The sequence below is a fragment of the Microcoleus sp. Pol12B5 genome (assembly GCF_036701335.1).
Classification (GTDB): Bacteria; Cyanobacteriota; Cyanobacteriia; order Cyanobacteriales; family Microcoleaceae; genus Microcoleus.
This window is the reverse complement of record NZ_JAUBQQ010000001.1, coordinates 254412-276947: the sequence shown is the minus strand read 5'-3', so window position 1 is coordinate 276947 and position 22536 is coordinate 254412. Positions and strand designations below refer to the sequence as shown.

Below are 22536 nucleotides of genomic sequence, written 5' to 3'. Positions count from 1 at the left end.
GGCGTCCCAGGTGGCTGCGCTGTAGGCGGCAAGGGTTCTGGGGGTGTCCCAGGTGGCTGCGCTCTCGGTGGCAAGCGGTCTGCGGGTAGCTCTACCGACTCCTCTGTCGGTAGCAAGGGTGCTGCGGGCGTCCCCGGCCGCTGTGTTGTAGGAGCAGGTGCAGGCGGGCGAGCAGTCATCTCCGAGGTTGGTTTTAAGCCCAGAATCAGACCCGCAGCGTTAGGAATCACCCGTGCCACTGGTTGACCCCTCTCCCCAATGACTTTGATTCGGATGCTGTTGTTATCTAAAGGAGTAACGGTGACAGAAGCAATTCCCGCAGCCGGTTTGTCTTGACGAAACTCATTTCCCCCCGGTAGTCGCAGTTGAGCGGTGATGACATCAACTTGTAAAGTTTCGCCAAAGCTGGCGCTGAAGACTTGCAGGGGTCTTCCATCTTCAGTGTCTAGGATGATTTCAATGCCTTCTGACGTGGGGTTGAGGCGAACGCCCGTCACCTGCGCGATGTTGGAAGCGCACGCCGGCCCAGCGACTAACGCCGACACGACTCCTGCCAGCCCAAGGCTATTTAATAATTTCTGCGATCTCTTCATTAGTCTTTAATCAAAAATTAATGGAACTTCGGATATGTGGTTTACGTTGCTTGCACAACATGATTTGTGGCAGCGTTACTGCTCTTGTGTGCCTCTTGAAACTGACCTGCAGAAGATCCGGCCCAGTTGTCGGGCGCAGTTCGATCCGATCCTCCCGTCGCTAGTGGCATTTGTCTGGGAATACAGGAGGCGCGTCAGGGCGAACTCCTCAGTCCGGTGGCGCTCTGGACGATCGCCCACGGTGGGCATTTTCCTCGCTTAAAGGAAGTAGTCGCTGGGCGCTTAATGAGAAAGTGCCTTAATTAGATAACAGAGCACTTGCATCTGTCAAGAGTTAACTAATGAAAAATTATGGCATCTTGTAATAGGGGGTCTTACCCCTCTATCTCCTTGAACACCACTTGCGTAGTATGGTTGATTGTGAGGGCTAGACAAACGATCGCCTAAAATGCTATGGCAAGAGTTAGAAAAGATTGTCAGATAGGCAACCATAGGAGTCAATAAAGTTTTCAACTACTCTTGACAATTAATATCATCTAGCCTACTATGCTTAAAGTCGATAGCCGTAAAGCCCCTGAAGCTGATATCGAAGCTGGCTCGGACTGAAATCGCCCCGGAGCCATTGCCGAACAGCCCGATCGACAACAAAACGTGAAAACAAGCGCTCATACCCGAATTGAAGACTCAAACGCGCTGATGAGAGACTCGTAACGCCGGACAACTGTTCACAGAAAGTCTATGTGGAAAGAATTTGGCGAAACTGGTTGGCGTACTGCAAACAAGATTTATTAGGTAAAAAGAATCGATGAGTGACGCAAGCATTAAGGGAAACCAACTCACCGAAAGTTGTACAAATTTAGTAGAACTCCTACAAAACAGAGCGTTACACCAACCAGAGCAGAAATATACATTTCTGTTAGACGGAAAAACTGAAACCGCCAGTTTGACTTATCGAGAGTTAGATGCGATCGCCCGATCGCACGCCTCGCGACTTCAGACATTGGGAGTCACTGGCGAACGAGCCTTACTGCTTTTGCCGCCAGGATTGGACTATCTCGCCGCCTTTTTTGGATGCTTGTACGCCAAAGTGATCGCGGTTCCCCTCTATCCGCCGAAGCTGAAACGGAATTTAGCGAAAATTAGTGCGATCGCCCTAGATGCAGGAGCAACAATTGCGATCGCCCCGGCGCGACACTTGGAAAATTTAGAGCAGCTATGCGATCGAGCGCCGGAACTCAAAGCCATGCGCTGGCTGAGTGCAGAGGTGCTTTCCGATGACGGCGAAAAGTGGCAGCAGCCACCCATCGATCCCGACTCCGTGGCTTATCTTCAGTACACTTCCGGCTCAACCTCCACCCCCAAAGGCGTAATGGTGAGCCACGCCAACGTTTTGTACAACATCGAATACATTCACCGAGGCTTTGATCACGATTCCGAAAGCGTTGCGGTAACGTGGCTTCCCCCGTTTCACGACATGGGGTTAATTGACGGATTGCTCAAACCTTTGTATCTGGGAATTCCCTCTTACTTCATGCCACCAGCGGCTTTTATTCAGAACCCGATGTGCTGGTTGGAAACGATTTCGCGCTACAAAGCTACCCACAGCGGCGGGCCAAATTTTGCTTACGACTTGTGTGCTAGCAAAATAAGCAAAATCTTGGGCGATGGCAAAAAAAAGCTCGACTTGAGTAGTTGGCGCGTGGCCTATAACGGCGCAGAACCCATCCACAAAGAAACCCTAGAGCGATTTACCAAAGCTTTTGAGCCCTGCGGTTTTCACGCGGATGCCTTTTGTCCTGCTTACGGAATGGCAGAAACCACGCTAAAAATTGCCACGGTTCGCAGCGGCGCAACACCGACTTTCTTACCTGTTGACGCTGGGGCGCTGGAAAATAATCACATTGTAGAAATTGTCGAAGGCGAGGGGGGCGCGAGAACTTTAGTCGGCTGCGGTTTCCCTGAATTTGGCACTAAAGTTGCGATCGTCAATCCCGAATCTCTGACGCAATGTCAGCCGCAGGAAGTCGGAGAAATTTGGGTAGCTGGCGAAACAGTTGCGCGAGGCTATTGGAATCGCCCAGAAGAAACAGAAAAAACTTTTCAAGCATATCTTTCAGATACCAGCGAAGGGCCATTTTTCCGAACAGGAGATTTAGGCTTTTTACGCGATCGAGAACTGTTTATTACAGGGCGACTCAAAGATTTGATTATCATCCGAGGTCGCAACCTTTACCCACAAGATATAGAAAGAACGGCAGAGCGCAGCCATCCCAGTTTGCGGCAAGGGGCGATCGCGGCATTCTCGGTGGAAGTCGCAGGCGAAGAACAGCTCGTTATCGTGCCAGAATTACAATCTCGCAAAGCGCCGGATAATGCCGAGGAAATTATCAGCGCCATCCGATCCCGCATTGCTCAAGAATATGAAGTCCAAGTTTATGGAGTAGTGCTGATTAAGCCCGGAAGCATTCCGAAAACGACCAGCGGTAAAATTCAACGTCGCGCCGCCTATGCTGACTTTCTAGCTGACAATTTGGAAGTTGTCGCCAGTAGCGTTTTAGAGTTAGCTGATTCGGTGGAAATCGACAATCAGCTCACGCGAGAGATTCTGCTGAAAGCAGAGTTAGAAGAACGGCAGTCGCTTCTTGAGGCTTACCTTTGGCAGCAGGTAAACCGCCGGGGAATTCATTCCCCAGCTAATAGCCAAAGTCGGCTAAAGCCGACTGAAATCGATCAACCACTCAGTAGCTTTGGACTAGATTCTTTAAGAATTTTTGAGTTAAAAAATCAAATAGAGAGTGACTTGGGCGTTACTGTATCGGTTGCCGATTTGTTTGAGGATAGGAGCATTGCTCGACTGGCAGTGCAAATTTTAGAGCAACTAACAGGAAATACCAAAGCAGCCGTCATTGAACCTGTTTCTCGCTCGCGCCATCTTCCCCTGTCTTTTGCCCAAGAACGCTTGTGGTTCTTCGACCAATTGGAACCGGGAAACCCCTTCTACAATCTCTGCGGTGCGGTTCGGGTGACGGGGCAACTTAATGCAGAAGCACTCCGGCAAAGTATTGAGAAAATTATCGAGCGACACGAGATTTTAAGAACTGCGTTTGCTGGTGGAGAAAAAGAACAGATACAAGTTATTTTTGAGGCGAAAGTTTTCCCATTACCGCTGATAGATTTGAGCGACCGCTCCCCGGAGGAACGCGATAAAGCAGCGCAAAAACTGTCTGCGGAAGCAGCAAAATTGCCCTTTGATTTAACTCAACCACATCTGCTCCGTGCCAAACTTTTGCGCCTATCTGAAACAGAACATACCCTGCTTTTATCCGCCCACCATATCATTTTTGATGGGTGGTCTTTGGGCGTATTTTTACGGGAGCTAGCGGCATTTTATGAAGGATTATCTAATAAGAATTTAGCCACGATTCCACCGCTACCAATTCAGTATGCAGACTTTGCAACTTGGCAGCGCCAACAAATGCAGGGAGAAATATTAGAAGCTCAACTTACTTACTGGAAGCAGCAGTTAAGTGGCAGCGCAGCGGTTCTAAATTTACCAACAGACTTTTCTCGTCCCGCTGTTCAAAGTTACAAGGGAGGTCGGCAATTATTTGAATTGCCAGAGCACTTAACCGAGGCAATTACGCAATTGAGTCGCCGCGAAAAAACTACTCCATTTATGACATTGCTGGCAGCATTCAAAACACTGCTTTACCGCTACACGGGGCAAGAAGATATCCTCGTCGGTTCACCAATTGCCAGCCGCAACAGCAGCAAAACCGAATCATTAATTGGATTTTTTGTCAATACTTTAGTCCTGCGATCTGACTTAACCGGAAATCCCACTTTTCGAGAGTTGCTGAGTCGAGTGCGAGAGGTTGCATTAGGCGCTTATGCACACCAAGAATTGCCATTTGAAAAGCTCGTAGAAGAATTGCAGCCGAATCGAGATTTAAGTCACTCGCCTCTATTTCAGGTGATGTTTGCCTTTCAAAATGCCTCTGAATTCGCCTTAGAATTACCGGGTTTAAGCCTGAACTGCCAACAGATTCACAGCGGCACAACAAATTTCGATTTAACCTTGGAATTAGAAGCCACAGCAACAGGTATTAGAGGGTGGTTTGAATACAGCTTAGACTTATTTGAAGCTGCTACAATCGCGCGAATGGCGAGGCATTTTCAGAACTTATTAGAAGGTATCGTTGCGAATCCCTCCGCGCGTTTATCAGATTTACCGATGCTTGCAGAAACAGAGCGCCAGCAACTTCTATTTGAGTGGAATAATACTCAAACAAATAACTTTCAAAATGCCTGTATTCATCGCTTATTTGAAGCGCAAGTGGCGAAAACACCAGATGCTGTTGCGGTGCAATTTGAATGCCAAAGTTTGACCTACCGAGAACTGAACGATCGCGCAAATCAACTTGCCCATTATTTGCACTCTTTCGGCGTAAAACCAGATGGGATAGTCGGCGTTTATATGGCGCGATCGCTCGATGCGATCGTCGGAATTTTAGGCATATTAAAAGCAGGCGGCGCTTATTTGCCCCTCGACCCCATCTATGCTAAAGAACGCCTCGCCTTCATGTTAGAAGACGCTGGAGTTAGCGTATTGCTGACGCAAGCAGAATTAAAAGCAGAAACGCCAACCCAAAATAATATTTCTGTGATTTGCTTGGATGCAGAATGGCAGACGATCGCTAAACAAAATAAGTCAAATCCTGAGAGCGCCGTTTTGCCAGAAAACCTCGCTTATATCATATATACATCCGGGTCTACCGGCAAGCCAAAAGGAGTGATGGTGCAGCATCAATCTTTGGCGAATTATACGCAGGCTGCAAGTGTTGAATATGGCATCGAACCAGGCGATCGCATTCTCCAATTTGCTTCCCTCAGCTTCGACGCCAGCGCCGAAGAAATCTATCCCTGTTTAACGCGAGGCGCAACTTTGGTACTGCGCGGAAATTCCATGTTAGACAGCATTTCTTCCTTCCTGCAAAAATGCCGGGAATGGCAAATCACCGTCTTAGATTTGCCGACAGCTTACTGGCGCGAATTAACGGCCAGACTCAGCACCGAAAAAGCAGAATTTCCTCCATCAGTGCGCTTGACAATTATTGGCGGAGAAACTGCACTTTCAGCATCCCTGAATCAGTGGCAAAAATGCGTTTCAGAAAAAGTACGACTTGTCAATACTTACGGCCCCACAGAAACAACCATTGTCGCCACGTGGTGCGACTCTCTACCCTCTGCGCCCTCTGCGCCCTCTGCGGTTAAAAACTCCCCAAAAACCTTGCCGATTGGTCGTCCAATTCCAAATGCCCGCACCTATGTACTCGATGCTAATTTGCAACCCGTTCCCATCGGAGTCCCCGGCGAACTTTATATCGGAGGTGCGGGCGTTTCCAGAGGATATATCAACCGTTCGGATCTGAATCGAGAAAAATTTATTCCCGATCCTTTTAGCAGCAAGCAAGGCGTTCGCGAAGCGTGTGCGAAGCACTCTCGCCTTTACAAAACAGGCGATTTAGTCCGCTATCTCCCCGACGGCAATTTAGAATTTCTCGATCGCACAGATCGCCAAGTAAAAATTCGCGGTTTTCGCATAGAGTTGGGAGAAATCGAATCCACACTCAGCCAACATCCAGACGTGCAAGAAGCAGTAATTCTCGCGCGCGAGGAAGATTCAGGCCAAAAGCGCTTAATCGCCTACCTCGTTTTAAACTCAGCAGTCAGCATTGACAACTCTGCACGGATTAAAAATCTGCGCTCTTTTCTCCGGGAACAACTGCCAGATTATATGGTGCCTGCCAGTTTCATGTTTTTAGAAGCCATGCCATTAACGCCAAACGGTAAGGTAGATTTTAAAGCTTTTCCCGCACCAGAAACCAACAGTTTAGACGCCGATTTTATCGCTCCTGAGACTTTAGAAGAACAAGTATTAGCTGATATTTGGGCGGAGGTTCTCGGCTTAAAACAAGTGGGAATTAATGACAATTTCTTCGAGTTGGGAGGTCACTCTTTGCTGGCAACTCAACTGATTGCCAAGGTGCGCGATCGCTTTCAAGTCGAGCTATCGTTGCGCTGTCTGTTTCAATCCCCTACTGTCGCCAGTCTGGCAGTTGCGATCGCACAAGCTAAGAGCCAGCAGTCGCCCGAACCCCTGATTTCACTGCCCGCGATCGCCCCCGATCCTCAAAATCGCTACCAACCATTTCCGCTCAATGAAATGCAGCAGGCGTACTGGATCGGGAGAAATAGCTTCTTTGAAATGGGCAATGTTGCCATTCACGGCTATGTAGAAATTGAGAGCGACGAGTTAGATTTAGAGCGGTTTAGCCTCGCGTGGCAGCGAGTTGTAGAGCGTCACGATATGCTGCGGGCGATCGTACTTCCGAACGGACAGCAGCAAATTCTGGAAAACGTACCCACTTATAAAATTGAGGTTTTGGATTTGCGATCGCTCGATTCAAAAGTTGCCGACGAACAACTCGAAGCAATCCGCGATCGCCTTTCTCACCAAGTGCTGCCGCTCGATCGTTGGCCGCTATTTGAAATTTGCGCTTCGCAAATGAACGATCGCATTCGCTTGCATCTCAGCATTGACGCTTTGTGCATAGATGGCTGGAGTTTTCAAATTTTGTTTGGTGATTTGGTCAAGTTTTACCGCAATCCTAATACTGCGATCGCGCCCTTGCAACTGTCTTTTCGCGACTGCGTGTTAGCTGCGATCGCCTTAGAAAACTCCCCATTTTACCAGCAATCCTTAGATTACTGGCGAACTCGCCTCAAAACCCTGCCAGCAGCGCCGGAATTGCCCCTCGCCAAACACCCGAATTCCTTAACGCAGCCGCGATTTAAACGCTGGAGCGATCGCTTAGACTTGCAAACCTGGCAGCGCCTCAAAACGCGCACAGCTCGCGCCAGCCTCACTCCTACGGGCTTATTGCTGGCCGCCTATGCGGAGGTTCTATCCTTGTGGAGCAAAACGCCTCGGTTTACCCTCAACGTGCCGCGCTTTAATCGGTTGCCTTTGCATTCTCAAGTTGAGGAAATTATCGGAGAATTTGCGTCATTTACTCTGCTAGAAATAGATAACTCAAAGCAAGAAAGTTTTGAAGTACGAGCCAAGCGATTGCAAGAACAACTTTGGCAAGATTTAGAACACCAATATGTCAGCGGCGTGCGGGTTTTACGAGAACTCGCCCAAGCGCAAGGTACAACTGCAGCGCTGATGCCAGTCGTGTTTACGATCGATCCGCAAAACGCGCCTGGGGAAGATACTTCTATCTTCTCTTTGATTCAAGAATTGGGAGAATTGGTTCACATTATCGGTCAAACTCCGCAAGTTTGGATCGACGCGCAATTTACCGAAACCTCTGAGGGGATGTCTTTTAGCTGGGATGCGGTGGAAGAACTTTTCCCGCCAGGGATGATTGACGATATGTTTGACGCCTATTGCAGCCTATTGCAAAGCCTCGCCAATGAAGAGGAAACTTGGCAGAAAACGGTGCAGTTTCAGCAAGCCTTTACTAACAGCATTGAAGCACCCATTCCCGATGTATTGCTGCATGAATTGTTTGCTGAGAAAGTCGCGTCGCGATCGCACGAACCAGCCGTCATTACGCGCGATCGCATCCTCACCTACGAGGAACTCTATCTGCGATCGAATCAAGTCGGTCATTGCTTGCGGAAGCTGGGAACTCGCCCCAACCAATTGGTTGCCGTGGTTATGGAAAAAGGATGGGAGCAAATCGTCGCTGTGCTGGGCATTCTCGCATCCGGGGCCGCTTATTTGCCCGTAGATGCGGCGCTGCCAAAAGAGCGGCTGTGGTATTTGCTGGAAAATGGCGAAGTTGAGATTGTTTTGACGCAATCTCAGTTAAATCAACGCTTGGAATGGCCGGAAAATGTGCGGCGAATTTGTCTTGATACTGAGGAATTAGCAACAGAAAGCGGCGAAGCTTTGGAATCAGTGCAGGAGGCGGAAGATTTAGCTTATGTGATTTATACTTCCGGCTCAACTGGCTTGCCGAAAGGCGTGGCGATCGCCCACCGAGGTGTAGTCAATGCGATCGCTCAGACCAATCAAGTGTTTAATGTGGCTGAGTGCGATCGCGCGATCGCAGTCACCGCACTGCACCACGATATGTCCGTTTACGATATTTTCGGCATCCTAGCAGCCGGGGGCGCGATCGTCATTCCCGATGCCGCACAACGGCTAGACCCCGCTCACTGGAACGAATTGATGGTAAAAGAGCGTGTCACCATTTGGAACTCGGTTCCCCCGATGATGGAAATGCTGCTCGATTACGCTGGCGGACGTTCTGAGGTGTTGCCGGAGTGCTTGCGCTGGGCGTTTCTCGGTGGAGATTGGATACCGATAACGCTCCCTGAGAGGTTAAGGGCGATCGCCCGTGAATGTCACGTTGTCAGTGTCGGCGGGCCAACTGAAACTACCCTTTGGAATATTTGGTATCCGGTAGAAACAGTTGACCCTTCTTGGAAAAGCATTCCCTACGGATCGCCGATCGCCAATACACGCTATTACATTTTGAATGAAAGGCTCGAAGACTGTCCCGTCTGGGTTGCCGGCGAGATGTGCTGTGCGGGAGTTGGACTGACAAAAGGATACTGGCGGAATGAAGAAAAAACTCGCGCCAGTTGCGTCACGCACCCCGTCACGGGCGATCGCTTGTACCGAACGGGAGATTTAGGGCGCTATTTGCCGGATGGCAATATCGAATTTTTAGGACGAGAAGATTTCCGCCTTAAAATTCGAGGATTCCGCATCGAAGCCGGAGAAATTGAAGTTGCTTTGAACGAACACCCAGCAGTCAAGGCATCCATTGTCACCGCATTCGGAGAAAAGCACAGTCAAAAGCGCTTAGTAGGGTATATCGTCCCACAACAAAAGGCTGCCCCTGCGACTGAAGAATTGCGCCAATTCCTGAGAGAAAAACTGCCCGATTATATGGTGCCGTCTGCATTTATATTTCTGGACGCGCTGCCACTTTCGGCGAACGGCAAAGTTAACCGTAAGGCTCTGCCAGAACCGGATGCCGCAATTCCAGAAGCAAAGATTTTTGTCGCACTGCGCACCCCTATTGAGGCAATGTTAGCGAGAATTTGCTGTGAGGTTATCGGCATCGAACAGTTAAGCATTACCGATAACTTTTTTGAACTAGGAGGAAATTCGCTGCTGGCAATTCAATTAGCAGCAAAGGTACGAGAATATTGTCAGATAGAATTGCCTTTATGCGATATTTTTGCAGGACGATCGCTCGCTGTACTTGCCGAAAAGATTTCTGAAGCCAAAAACAAAAATGCGGCCGTTGAAGAACCCGCGATCGCGCCTGTTTCGCGATCGGCGTACCGCAGGTCACTGTCATCTTTGCGCTAACCACAAATCAGTGATGAGTCATGGGATTGCCACCAATATAGCGGTTCTCAAGCGTGGTGAGGTATGCCCAATGCCCAATGCCCAATGCCCAATGCCCAATGCCCAATGCCCAATGCCCAATGCCCAATGCCCAATTACCAATTATCAGTTACTAATCCAATGACGGTGCATTTTTCCGAAAAACCTCCCACAGATACTTACGACTCGGCAAATACTGCGGAAGAAGAAGTATTTGCATTTCCCACCTCTTTTGCCCAGCAAAGACTCTGGTTTATTGACCAATTTGAACCAGGAAACCCTTTTTACAACCTCCCGGCGGCTGTGTTACTGAAAGGCAGGCTAAATGTAGTAGTGCTAGAGCTATGTTTTAAGGAAATTGTGCGCCGTCACGAAGCTTTGCGGACGACATTTGCCACTGTAGACGGTCAACCCGTGCAGGTGGTTGGTGAGAATTTTAATTTCGGGCTGCAAGTTTTAGACCTGCAACAATTGGCGGTAACTGAGCGAGAAGAAAAAGTAAAACAACTGGCTGCCGAAGAAGCTAGCAAACCTTTTGATTTAACCAAAGGGCCGCTGTTGCGAGCTAGTTTGCTACAGTTGGATGCTGAGGAATATTTCTTGCTGCTGACGCTACACCACATTATTTTTGATGGCTGGTCAATCGGAGTCTTTCTGCAAGAATTAGCAGCACTTTACGAAGCGTTTTTGATGGGCAAACCATCCCCACTTCCCGAACTTTCCATACAGTACGCCGATTTTGCTATTTGGCAGCGGGAATGGCTTGCGGGCGATCGCTTGCAAACTCAACTTAACTACTGGAAAAAGCAGCTCAGTGGCGCTCCCCCCTTGCTGGAATTGCCAGCCGATCGCCCCCGTCCCCCCGTGCAAACCTATCGGGGCGCGAAAGAATCATTCCTCATCCCCAAAACGCTAAGGTCAGCCCTCAAAAAGCTCAGCCGCCAGGAAAATCTCACCCTGTTTATGACGCTGCTAGCAGCCTTTAAAACGTTGCTCTATCGCTATACAGGACAGGCAGATATCCCCGTTGGCTCTCCCATCGCCAACCGCAACCGAGCGGAAATTCAAGGGCTAATCGGGTTTTTTGTCAATACTTTAGTATTGCGAACTGATTTGTCAGGCGAACCCACTTTTCGGGAGTTGCTCGATCGCATTCGGGAGGTGAGTTTAGAAGCTTACGCTCACCAAGATTTGCCGTTTGAGAAACTGGTTGAAGAGTTGCAACCCGATCGCAATTTGAGCTACAATCCACTGTTCCAAGTTGCTTTTGTTTTGCAAACTCCACCTGTTGCTGCGGAATCAATAGCCGGACTCAATCTCACTTTTTTAGATGTTGAGAATCAGACAGCAAAAGTTGACTTAACGCTGTATTTAGAAGAAAAGCAGGAAGAAATTAGCGGTCAGCTTGAATACAGTACGGATTTATTTGATGCGGTCACTATTAGGCGGATGGCGGGGCATTTGATCGCGTTGCTGGAGGGCATAGCTGCCAACCCAGATCGGCGGATTGAAGAACTACCGTTGCTGGGGGAAAAAGAGCGGCATCAGTTGTTGGTAGAGTGGAATGACACCCGCGCCGATTATCCGAGCGATCGCTGCATTCATCAATTATTTGCAGCGCAGGCCGAGCGAACGCCCGATGCCATTGCAGTCGTATTTGAAGACCAAAAACTTACTTACTGCGAGCTGAATGAACGAGCGAATCAACTCGCGCATTACCTGCAAAAACTCGGCGTCAAGCCAGAAGTTTTGGTGGGGATTTGTGTCGAGCGATCGCTTGAGATGGCAATCGGTATTCTCGGTACTCTCAAAGCAGGCGGCGCTTACGTTCCGCTCGATCCAGGCTATCCACCAGAGCGATTGGCTTTCATGTTAAAAGACGTTCAAACGCCTGTGCTGCTGACACAAAAGCATCTGGTAGAAAAGCTGCCCTTCGTGGAAACGATCGCGATTTGTCTGGATGCCGATTGGCAAGCCATCGCTCGACAAAGCGAAGAAAATCTCACCGTCGCAGTTACTGCTGAAAACCTAGCTTACGTCATCTATACGTCAGGCTCGACTGGAAAGCCAAAGGGAGCTGCTAATACTCACAGAGGCATTTGCAATCGCTTGTTGTGGATGCAGGATGCCTACGAATTAACTGCAAGCGATCGTGTTTTGCAGAAAACACCCTTTAGCTTCGACGTATCAGTATGGGAATTATTCTGGCCGTTGCTGACAGGAGCGCGTCTAATCATAGCTCGACCAGAAGGTCATCGCGATGGTTTTTATTTAGTGGAACTCATTGCTGAGCAGCAAATTACCACACTCCATTTCGTTCCCTCAATGCTGCAACTGTTCCTCGAAGAACCTGGACTCGATTTTTGTCACTCCCTCAAGCGCGTCATCACCAGTGGCGAAGCGCTATCCTTTGAACTTCAGGAGCGCTTTTTTAACCGTTTGAATGCTGAATTGCACAATCTTTATGGCCCCACTGAAGCGGCTGTAGACGTAAGTTTTTGGGCTTGTACGCGCCAGCGCTATCCTGGAATTGTTCCCATCGGTCGCCCCATAGCCAACACGCAGCTTTACATCTTAGATCGCTATTTGCAACCTTTGCCAATTGGAGTGCCAGGGGAACTGCATATCGGTGGCGCAGGATTGGCCAGAGGGTATCTGAATCGTCCCGAATTAACGGCCCAGAAATTTATTCCAAATCCTTTTAGCAACTCACCCGATGCGCGCCTTTACAAAACTGGCGACTTGGCGCGCTATTTGCCAGATGGAAATATCGAATACCTGGGGCGAATTGATAGCCAAGTGAAAATCCGGGGCTATCGCATCGAATTGGGAGAAATTGAGGAAACCCTGAGACAGCACTCCGCCGTGCGTGATGCTGTGGCGATCGCGCGCGATGACGGTTCGGGCAACAAGCGCTTAGTCGCTTATTTAGTGCTTAACCAAGACAAACTCCCAAGTATCAGCAACCTGCGTGCCTACCTGCAAGAAAAGCTGCCGGAATACATGGTGCCTGCTGCCTTCGTAAGGCTGGAATCGTTGCCTCTAACTCCCAACGGCAAAGTCGATCGCAAAGCCCTTCCCGCACCGGATCGCGATCGTCCAAAACTCGAAGAAGCCTTCGCCGCGCCAAGCACGGCTATTGAGAAAATCCTGGCAGAAATTTGGGCGCAAGTATTGGGGTTAGAACAAGTGGGAATTGACGACAATTTCTTTGAATTGGGCGGCGATTCTATCCTCAGCATTCAAGTCATTTCTAAAGCCAATCAAGCGGGGTTGCGGCTCACTCCTAAACAACTGTTTCAACACCAAACCATTGCACAGTTAGCAGCCATCGCCGATACAGCAGGAACCCAACAATCCGAACAAGGATTAATCATTGGCGAAGTTCCTCTGACGCCGATTCAGCACTGGTTTTTTGAACAAAACCTCTCCGATCCACACCACTGGAATCAGGCGGTGCTTTTCGAGTTGCGACAAACTCTCGAACCTGTATTAATTGAGTCAGTTTTGCAAGAATTGCTGAAGCACCACGACGCGCTGCGCCTGCGTTTTGTGCGAGGAGAATCTGGCTGGCAGCAGGATCTCGTCAATCCCGACGAGGTTCCGACCTTTACCTGCATTGATTTGTCATCGCTACCTCCAGAGGAGCGAGAAGCCGCTTTCCAAACCGCCGCCACTCAGTTGCAAGCTAGTTTGAATTTGTCAGAGGGGCCATTACTTCGCGCTGCCCTATTTGACTTGGGCAAACATCAGCCAAATCGCTTGTTATTGGTTATTCATCACTTAGCGGTTGATGGGGTTTCATGGCGAATTTTAATTGAGGATTTCCAGACGGCTTATGGGCAGATTAGCCGCGGCGAAACAGTCGCGCTGCCGCCCAAAACAACCTCATTTAAGCAGTGGGCAGAACGCTTGCATGAGTGGGGGCGATCGCCCGAATTGCAGGGAGAGTTCGATTACTGGTTCGCCCTTTCTCACCAACCAACTTCTCGCTTGCCCGTGGATTTCCCAAACGCAGCGAATTTAGTTGCATCTGAAAAGACAGTATCCGTTGCTTTGAGTGTTGAAGAAACAAAACTGCTCTTACAAGAAGTACCTGCCGCTTACCGTACTCAAATTAATGATGTATTGCTAACTGCTTTAGCTCAAGCATTTGAACGCTGGACAGGCAATAACTCACTTTTACTTGACTTAGAAGGTCACGGGCGCGAAGATATATTTGAAGGAGTAGATTTGTCGCGCACAATCGGCTGGTTTACAGCAGTTTTTCCCGTTCAGTTAAATTTAGAAAAGCCTTCCGATCTAGGGGCTGCCATCAAATTAGTGAAAGAGGAATTACGCGCAGTGCCAAATCGCGGTATTGGCTGCGGTGTCCAACGATATTTAAACCCAGAAATTGCTAAAATTTTCCACAAATTGCCGCAAGCTGAGGTAAGCTTTAACTATCTCGGACAGTTTGACCAAGTGCTGCCGAAGTCTTCTTTATTAAGGCTGTCTTCCCATCCTAGCGGCCCCCTTCGCAGCCCGCGCGGAAATCGGCGTTACCTGCTGGAAATTAACGGATTTATTGCCAGCAGCAAGCTGCAATTAGATTGGACGTACAGCGAAAGCATTCACCGACGAGAAAGCATTGAAAATTTAGCAACGGGCTTTATAGAATCGCTGCGATCGCTAATTAAATACTGTCAGTCCCCCGACGCAGGCGGCTGCACTCCTTCTGACTTTGCAGAGTTTAAGTGGAGCCAGTGGAGCCAGGACGATTTAGACAACATTACCGCAATTTTGGGAGAGCTTTAATATGATTAATGGCAATATCGAAGATTTTTATCCCCTCTCCCCAGCGCAGCAGGGCATTCTCTTTCATTCCCTTTACCAGCCAGAATCGGGCGTATATTTCGGGCAACTGCTGTGCGTCTTGCGCGGCGATCTAAATGTTTCTGCGTTTAGAAAGAGTTGGCAAAAAGTTGTAGACAGGCATCCCATTTTGCGGACTTGTTTCGTGTGGAAAAATTTGAAAGAACCCGTGCAAGCGGTGCGTAAAGATGCTGCATTATCTTGGCAGCAGATGGACTGGCGATCGCTCTCGGCCTCCGAACAACAACAGGAGCTAGAAACGTTCCTAAAAGCCGATCGCGCTCAGGGCTTTGACTTGACATCAGCTCCCTTAATTCGCATTGCACTGGCGCAGTTAGAAACAGATACTTTTCAGTTTATTTTGAGCCACCACCACTTAGTTTTAGATGGGTGGTCGCTGGCGATCGTTCTTGAGGAAGTTTTTGCATTTTATCAAGCCTTCTCCCAGGGCGAGGAATTGCAGCTCAAACGCCCTCGCCCTTATCGGGATTACATCGGGTGGCTGCACCAGCAAGATTTATCGGCGGCTGAGTCATTTTGGCGGCAAACTCTCAAAGGTTTTTCAGCTCCAACTGCGATCGCCCGGGGCAATATTGTCGCGCGAAACCGTTTAGAAAGTAGTGGCGAACAGCAGGTGATATTTTCTGCAACAGCTACCGCCGCACTGCAATCTGCCGCGCGGCAGCATCAGCTAACATTAAATACCCTCGTACAGGCAGCTTGGGCGCTACTTTTGAGCCGATATAGTGGCGAGGAAGATGTGGTTTTTGGTACGGTTGTCTCCGGGCGACCGCCAGATTTAATGGGTGCGGAATCGGTAGTGGGGCTGTTCGTAAATCCTCTGCCAGTGCGCGTAAAAATTGACCCACAGGATTTTATTTTATCCTGCTTAAAACAACTCCAAGCGCAACAAGTTGAGGCGCGGCAGTATGAGTATAGCCCCCTCATTGAGGTGCAGGGGTGGAGCGAAGTTCCTCGGAGTTTACCTTTATTTGAGAGTTTGGTCGTTTTTGAAAATTATCCTGTGGATGCTTCTTTCCAGGAGAAGATTCAAAACTTAAAAGTAGAGAATATTCGCTCCTTGGAAACAACGAATTATCCTGTAACGGTGATGGCGATGCCCGGTGCGGAATTGACGCTGAAAATTATTTTCGATTGTAGCTGCTTTGAGGAAAGTGCGATAGCGCGAATGCTGGGACACCTGCAAACTTTACTAGAGGAAATGACTGACAATCCTGAGCGGAAACTGTCAGAATTGCCCCTATTGAGCGCCGCCGAACGCCAGCAATTACTTGTCCAGTGGAACGACACCCAAGCGGATTATCCCAAAAATTCCTCAATTCACGAATTATTTGCAGCGCAAACAGAGCGAACCCCAGATGCAGTAGCTGCTATTTGCGAAAATGAACAATTGACTTACCGAGAATTGAATGCCAAAGCCAACCAAATCGCACATTACCTGCAAACTCTAGGTGTAAAACCCGAAGTTTTGGTGGGAATTTGCTTAGAGCGATCGCTGTCGATGCTGGTGGCGATTTTGGGCATTTTAAAAGTCGGTGCCGCTTACGTTCCTCTCGATCCTGCTTATCCCCAAGAACGCCGAGCCTTCATGCTGGCCGACGCAAAAGTTCCGGTGCTTTTGACTCAAAAAAACCTCCTAGAAACCCTCCCCGAACACAGCGCAAAAGTCGTCTGTATCGACGCCGAATGGCAGGAAATTTCCCGCGAGAGCGATCGCAACCCCGCTGTTAAAGTGGAAGCTGATAACCTCGCTTACGTCCTCTACACCTCCGGCTCGACAGGCACTCCCAAAGGCGTACTCGGCACTCACCGAGGCACAGTCAATCGCTGTTTTTGGAACCCATACCCTTTTATCGAAGCAGATATTTGCTGTCAAAAAACGTCCTTAAATTTTGTCGATTCGGTTTGGGAAATCTTTGCTCCTTTGCTGCATGGGTTGCCCACTGTCATTATTCGCGATCGATCCGTCAAAGATATTAACCAATTCCTTCAAACCTTATCAAAGCAAAAAGTAACGCGACTGGTGCTAGTTCCTTCTTTGTTGCGCGCTATCTTAGATTCCTTCCCCGATTTAGACAGGCGTTTGCCTCAATTAAAGTATTGGATTTGCAGCGGAGAAACTCTGCCGCTGGAACTTTGCCAGCAATTTCGAGAGCAGATGCCCCAACGGGTATTAATCAATCTTTATGGCTCTTCTGAAGTAGCTGCGGACGTGACGTGGTACGATGCAACTCACTGTGTCGAGAAAGTGCCAATCGGTCGCCCGATCGCCAACACGCAAATTTACCTGCTCGATCGCAATTTGCAACCCGTTCCCATAGGAATTCCCGGCGAGATTTACGTCGGCGGCGATGGATTGGCACAGGGATACTTAAACCGCCCCGACTTAACCTCGGAAAAATTCATTTCTAACCCGTTTGGGCAAGAAAAATTAGATTTTGTCGGTAATTCTCATCAAAAAGTTTTGTTCAAAACAGGCGATATCGGTTGTTACCTGCCGGATGGTAATATAGAATTTCTGGGTCGTGGCGATTGCCAAGTAAAAATTCGCGGTTTCCGCATCGAACTCGGAGAAATAGAGGCAGCACTTTCTCAACATTCTTCTGTGTCCACCGCTGCTGTTTTGCTTCAGGAAAATGCACCGGGCAGTCAACGCCTAGTCGCTTACCTAGTTCCTAACTCAGGGTTCACAAATCAGCACCCAGAATTTATTTCCGAACTGCGTTCATTCTTGAAGCACAAACTGCCCGATTACATGGTGCCTTCAGCTTTTGTAGTATTAGATGCGCTGCCATTAACGCCCAACGGAAAAATTGACCGCCTCGCCTTATCTCAAAGGTGCGATTACGTTTTTGATGAAACAGCCTTCACTGAGCCACAAACGCCCACAGAGGAAAAAATTGCTGAGATTTGGACTGCTCTTTTAGGGCTAGAAAAAGTAGGCACTAACCAAAACTTTTTTGACCTCGGCGGTCACTCTCTGATGGCAACACAGTTAATATCGCGAGTGCGATCGTGCTTTGGGGTAGAGTTAGCGATGTGCGATTTCTTTGCCGATCCCACCATTCAGAATTTAGCTGAACTAATCGAGGAAGAAATTCTGGCTAACGCCGATGCTAACCAGATAGATAAATTGCTCGATCTATTAGAAAAGAGTGATGGAGAGTCAGCACAAACTGTGATAGTGGCTGAGCAAAGATCGCGTTTGTAAAAAAAGCCTAACAAGCCCTATCCCCTTCATGCTTCGCTAGGGGATAGGAGATAAAAAAAGCCCATTTAACAGGATTGATTCGGGATGAGTAAACTAACAGTAAAAGGCAAAGACTCTCAAGATGTAATGCAGCCCTTAAAAGCCTCTGTTACCCCACTTGAAGAAAAGTTAATGGAGCTATTCAGTGCCTCAGAAAAGTCATTTTTGGCAGAAGAAGCAATGGAGGAGCGAATTTCTTGCCTTGTTCAAGACTTTTTGTACGCAAAAACCGCTAGTACAGATATTGACTTAGAGTTAATTATTAAGGAGTTTAGGGAAAACAAAATTCCCGCCCTTCCTACAGATGTTGGGAATTATATCGATGATTTGACCCAAACCCTCGTTGCCCATTCCATTCATACATCTTCCCCCCGATATATCGGTCACATGACGAGCGCACTTCCCTATTTTGTGCGGCCGATCGCGAAGCTTGTAACCGCGATGAATCAAAATTTAGTCAAGATGGAAACTGCCAAAGTTTTAAGCCCTTGTGAGCGCCAGACTTTGGCAATGATGCACCGATTAATTTACGATTTTTCTGAGGATTTTTATAACCAGCACATTCAAAAAAGTGATAGCACGCTCGGTATCATGACAACGGGCGGCACCCTGGCTAATATCACAGCCCTGTGGTGCGCTCGCAACGCTTCTTTAGGGCCAAAAAATAACTTTGGTGGCATTGAAAAAGAAGGGTTGTACGCAGCTTTAGAGTTTTACGGCTACAAGGGAATGGTGATAATCGGATCGAGTTTGATGCACTATTCTTTTGAAAAGGCCGCCGGTTTATTAGGCATTGGCGATCGCAATCTCCTAAAAATTCCCACCGATTCCAATCACCGCATGGATTTGGCAGCGCTGCGCCAAACTGTAGCCGAATGTCGCGATCGCAACCTGCACATTCTGGCAATTGTCGGTGTTGCAGGCAGCACCGATTCGGGAAGTATCGATCCGCTTCCAGAAATAGCCGCGATCGCGCAAGAAGCAAACGCTCACTTTCACGTCGATGCCGCTTGGGGCGGCCCCGTGCTTTTTTCCGAACGCCATCGGCACAAATTCGCAGGCATTGAACTAGCAGATTCCGTCACCATAGATGGACACAAACAAATGTATTTGCCAATGGGAATCGGTCTGGTTTTATTCCGCAATCCCCAAACCGCCAAAGTTATTGAAAAAAACGCGCCCTACACGGTGCGAAAAGACTCCATCGATCTAGGCAAGCGCTCTCTGGAAGGCTCTCGATCGGGTGCGAGTTTGTTCTTGCAAGCAGCGTTGAATATCATCGGCCATCAAGGCTATGAGTTTTTGATAGATGCAGGCATCTATAAAACGCAGCACTTGGCCGATTTAATTCGGGAAAATCCAGCATTTGAATTGCTGCTAGAACCCGAAATTAATATTCTTTTATACCGCTACATTCCAGAAACCTTCAGGGAAAAAGCAGGCAAAAAACAACTAACCGAAGCCGACAACTACTTCATTAATCAATTTAACGAGCGCCTTCAGGAGGCCCAGCGGCGAGCCGGTCACACCTTCGTATCGCGAACAACCGTGCAAAACACCTGTTATGGCAAAACCATTCCCATTGTTGCTTTTCGCACCGTCCTTGCCAACCCCCTCACCACTGAAGCAGATATCAATTTTGTTTTAAACGACCAGCTAAAAATAGCAGCAAAGCTTTCCTTAACTATCACAAACGGCGACCACTGCGAGGAGGTGAATCATGATGTCTACTAATCGTTCAGAACGCCTGAAAAACCTCTCACCCCAGAAGCGAGCGCTCCTCCTCAAAGCATTGGGGAAAGAGGCAGTACAGGCTGAGCAATCTAAGCGCATTCCCAGGCGATCGCAGCCCAATTCTGCTCCCCTTTCTTTTGCCCAGCAACGGCTGTGGTTTCTCGATCAATTGTCTCCCGAAAACCCTGCCTACAACCTTCCTGCTGCTGTGCGTTTGCAAGGGCAATTGAATTTGTCAGCACTGCAACAAACACTCAATGAAATTGTCAGGCGTCACGAAGTTTTACGGACTGCTTTTGCAGAAGTAGACGGGGAACCTGTTCAACTGATTTCTCCTTCCTTGGATTTCGCTTTGTCGGTGGTAAACTTGCAACATTTACCAGAAACTCAGCAGCAAGCTGAAACTGAGCAGCGTACTCTTGAAGAAGCCCAACGCCCCTTTGACTTAACGCGATCGCCCTTACTGCGGGGTACTCTGCTGCAACTTAGTCCGACAGAATATGTGTTACTGCTGACGATACACCACATTATTTCTGATGGTTGGTCTATGGGCGTGTTGGTGCGAGAAGTGGCCGCACTTTATGAAGCTTTTTCCAATGACAAATCCTCTGGGCTGCCTGAACTTCCCGTGCAGTATGCCGACTTCGCCAGTTGGCAGCGGCAGCATTTCCAGGGAGAGAAATTAGAAAAACAGCTCGCTTATTGGAAACAACAATTGGGAGGCGGTTTAGCTGTGCTGTCAACAGATAGGCAGCGCTCTCCCGTGCAAACTTGCCAAGGATCGCAGCAATCTTTTGTGATTTCTGCTTCTTTAACTGAAAGGCTGAAAACCCTCGCCCAGCAACAAGATGTCACCCTATTTATGACGTTGCTAGCAGCATTTCAATCCTTGCTATACGGCCACATAAAGCAGGATAACCTCGCTATTGGCTCTCCAATCGCCAATCGTAACCGCCTTGAATTAGAGGAACTGATTGGATTTTTTGTCAATACTTTAGTGCTGCGAATTGACACCGCAGGTAATCCAACTTTCCGCGAACTACTCGGTCGAACACGCGAGGTAGCGTTAGCAGCTTACGCTCACCCGGATGTTCCTTTTGAAAAGCTGGTCGTGGAATTGCAGCCGGAGCGAAATCTCAGCTATAACCCGCTGTTTCAAGTGTGGTTTGTACTCCAGAATGCACCCATGCCACCCCTGGACTTAGCTGGTTTGACCTTAAGCATTCTGGAATTCGATGTCGGTATGTCGAGACACGACTTAAGCCTCACTCTCTGGGAGGCTTCAGAAGGAATTCAAGGCTTATTTGAGTACAAAACAGACTTATTTGAGGCGGCGACTATTGCCCGAATGGTGAGAGGTTTCCAAATCCTCCTCAACCAGGTAGTCATCCAGCCAGATATCAAGATGGACGACTTGGCAGAAATTCTTGCCGAAGCAGAAAGGCAGCACCAAATCGAGCAGGAAAAACAAATTCAGCTTTCGGTAATTCAAAAATTAAAAATGGCTCAACGCAAAGTTATGAAAAATTGAAAAGGATGGCTCAATCTCTCATACTTTTTCTGGAAAAAAGGAGAAAATTTTCACCAAACCAAAAACTATGACAAATACAGAAACAAAGAATCTCAATTCCCCAAAGTTAGGATCAATTAGGCGCAAAGCCGTCAGCCTGTCTTCACAGGAATTAGTCAAAACCACCTACCTCCAGCCCGAAAACCTTCTACCTCTCGTTGTTCAGCCAACAGTAGAAAAATTAAATCTCGCGGGTTGGGCTGCGAACAATCGCTCATCAATTGAAACGCAGTTATGGAAGCATGGAGGAATACTTTTTCGAGGCTTTGAAGTCGGCGGGGTGAATGGTTTCGAGCAGTTTATTCAAACTATTGCTGGCGACTTGTTGGAATATTCTTTTCGCTCAACTCCGCGCAGTCAGGTGAGCGGAAATATTTACACTTCCACCGAGTATCCTGCCGAGCAATTCATCCCACTGCACAATGAAATGGCTTATTCTCGAAATTGGCCGCTGAAAATCGCTTTTTTCTGCGTCAAGAAAGCCGAACAGGGAGGAGAAACTCCGATCGCTAACAGCCGCAAAGTGTTTGAAAGCCTGGATTCAAATATTAGAGAAAAGTTTGCCAAAAAAAAGGTTATGTATGTGCGAAATTACGGCGGTGGCGTAGATTTGCCCTGGCAAAATGTCTTCAATACTGATAGCAAAATTGAGGTAGAAGAGTATTGCCAAAAAGCGGGAATTGAGTTAGAATGGAAAAGTGGCGATCGCTTGAGAACTAGGCAAATATGTCAAGCGGTCGCTGAGCACCCACAAACGCAGGAAATGGTGTGGTTTAATCAAGCTCACCTCTTCCACATTTCCAATCTCGAGCCCGTCGTTCGCAAAGAGCTTTTAACTTCTTTTAAGCAGGAAGATTTACCCCGCAATGCTTATTACGGCGATGGTTCGCCCATTGAAGATTTTATATTAGACGAAATTCGTCGCTGCTATCAGCAAGAAACGATTGTTTTCCCTTGGGAAGAAGGAGATGTCTTGCTGTTAGATAATATGCTAGCCGCGCACGGACGCACGCCATTTTCTGGTTCGCGTCGGGTTGTTGTCGGTATGGCAGAAGCGTTTAGCTGTCAAGATATTTAGGCTTATAAAAGGAACTTT

General features: G+C 48.3%; 8 protein-coding genes. 7 read left to right on the top strand and 1 reads right to left on the bottom strand.

The features are described 5' to 3' along the window. A partial coding sequence (locus QUA24_RS01025) for an AMIN domain-containing protein (RefSeq protein WP_333226533.1) occupies nt 1-593 on the bottom strand: 593 nt, incomplete at its 3' end. Between the two features lie 126 nt (nt 594-719). Between QUA24_RS01025 and QUA24_RS01020 the strand changes: the two genes are divergently transcribed. The 7 genes from QUA24_RS01020 to QUA24_RS00990 all read left to right on the top strand — a co-directional run bounded on the left by QUA24_RS01020 (nt 720) and on the right by QUA24_RS00990 (nt 22518). Then, nucleotides 720-899 carry a hypothetical protein gene (locus tag QUA24_RS01020; RefSeq protein WP_333160222.1) on the top strand — a complete coding sequence of 60 codons (180 nt, stop codon included), beginning with the start codon at nt 720-722 and terminating at the stop codon, nt 897-899. A gap of 499 nt (nt 900-1398) precedes the next feature. Beyond that, nucleotides 1399-9993 carry an amino acid adenylation domain-containing protein gene (locus QUA24_RS01015; protein WP_333226531.1) on the top strand — a complete coding sequence of 2865 codons (8595 nt, stop codon included), beginning with the start codon at nt 1399-1401 and terminating at the stop codon, nt 9991-9993. A gap of 126 nt (nt 9994-10119) precedes the next feature. Next, nucleotides 10120-14808, top strand: coding sequence for an amino acid adenylation domain-containing protein (locus QUA24_RS01010; protein ID WP_333226529.1), 4689 nt, complete (start codon nt 10120-10122; stop codon nt 14806-14808). Between the two features lies 1 nt (nt 14809). After that, nucleotides 14810-18097 carry an amino acid adenylation domain-containing protein gene (locus QUA24_RS01005; protein ID WP_333226527.1) on the top strand — a complete coding sequence of 1096 codons (3288 nt, stop codon included), beginning with the start codon at nt 14810-14812 and terminating at the stop codon, nt 18095-18097. Nucleotides 18098-18181: 84 nt separating this feature from the next. Beyond that, nucleotides 18182-19870, top strand: coding sequence for a pyridoxal-dependent aspartate 1-decarboxylase PanP (panP, locus tag QUA24_RS01000; RefSeq protein WP_333226525.1), 1689 nt, complete (start codon nt 18182-18184; stop codon nt 19868-19870). Continuing rightward, nucleotides 19857-21401 (top strand): condensation domain-containing protein, encoded by a 1545-nt coding sequence (locus QUA24_RS00995; RefSeq protein WP_333226523.1) that lies wholly within the window; start codon nt 19857-19859, stop codon nt 21399-21401. Before panP ends, QUA24_RS00995 begins: the two co-directional genes overlap by 14 nt. Before the next feature lie 67 nt (nt 21402-21468). Continuing rightward, nucleotides 21469-22518 carry a TauD/TfdA family dioxygenase gene (locus QUA24_RS00990; protein WP_333226521.1) on the top strand — a complete coding sequence of 350 codons (1050 nt, stop codon included), beginning with the start codon at nt 21469-21471 and terminating at the stop codon, nt 22516-22518. Nucleotides 22519-22536 lie beyond the last annotated feature (18 nt).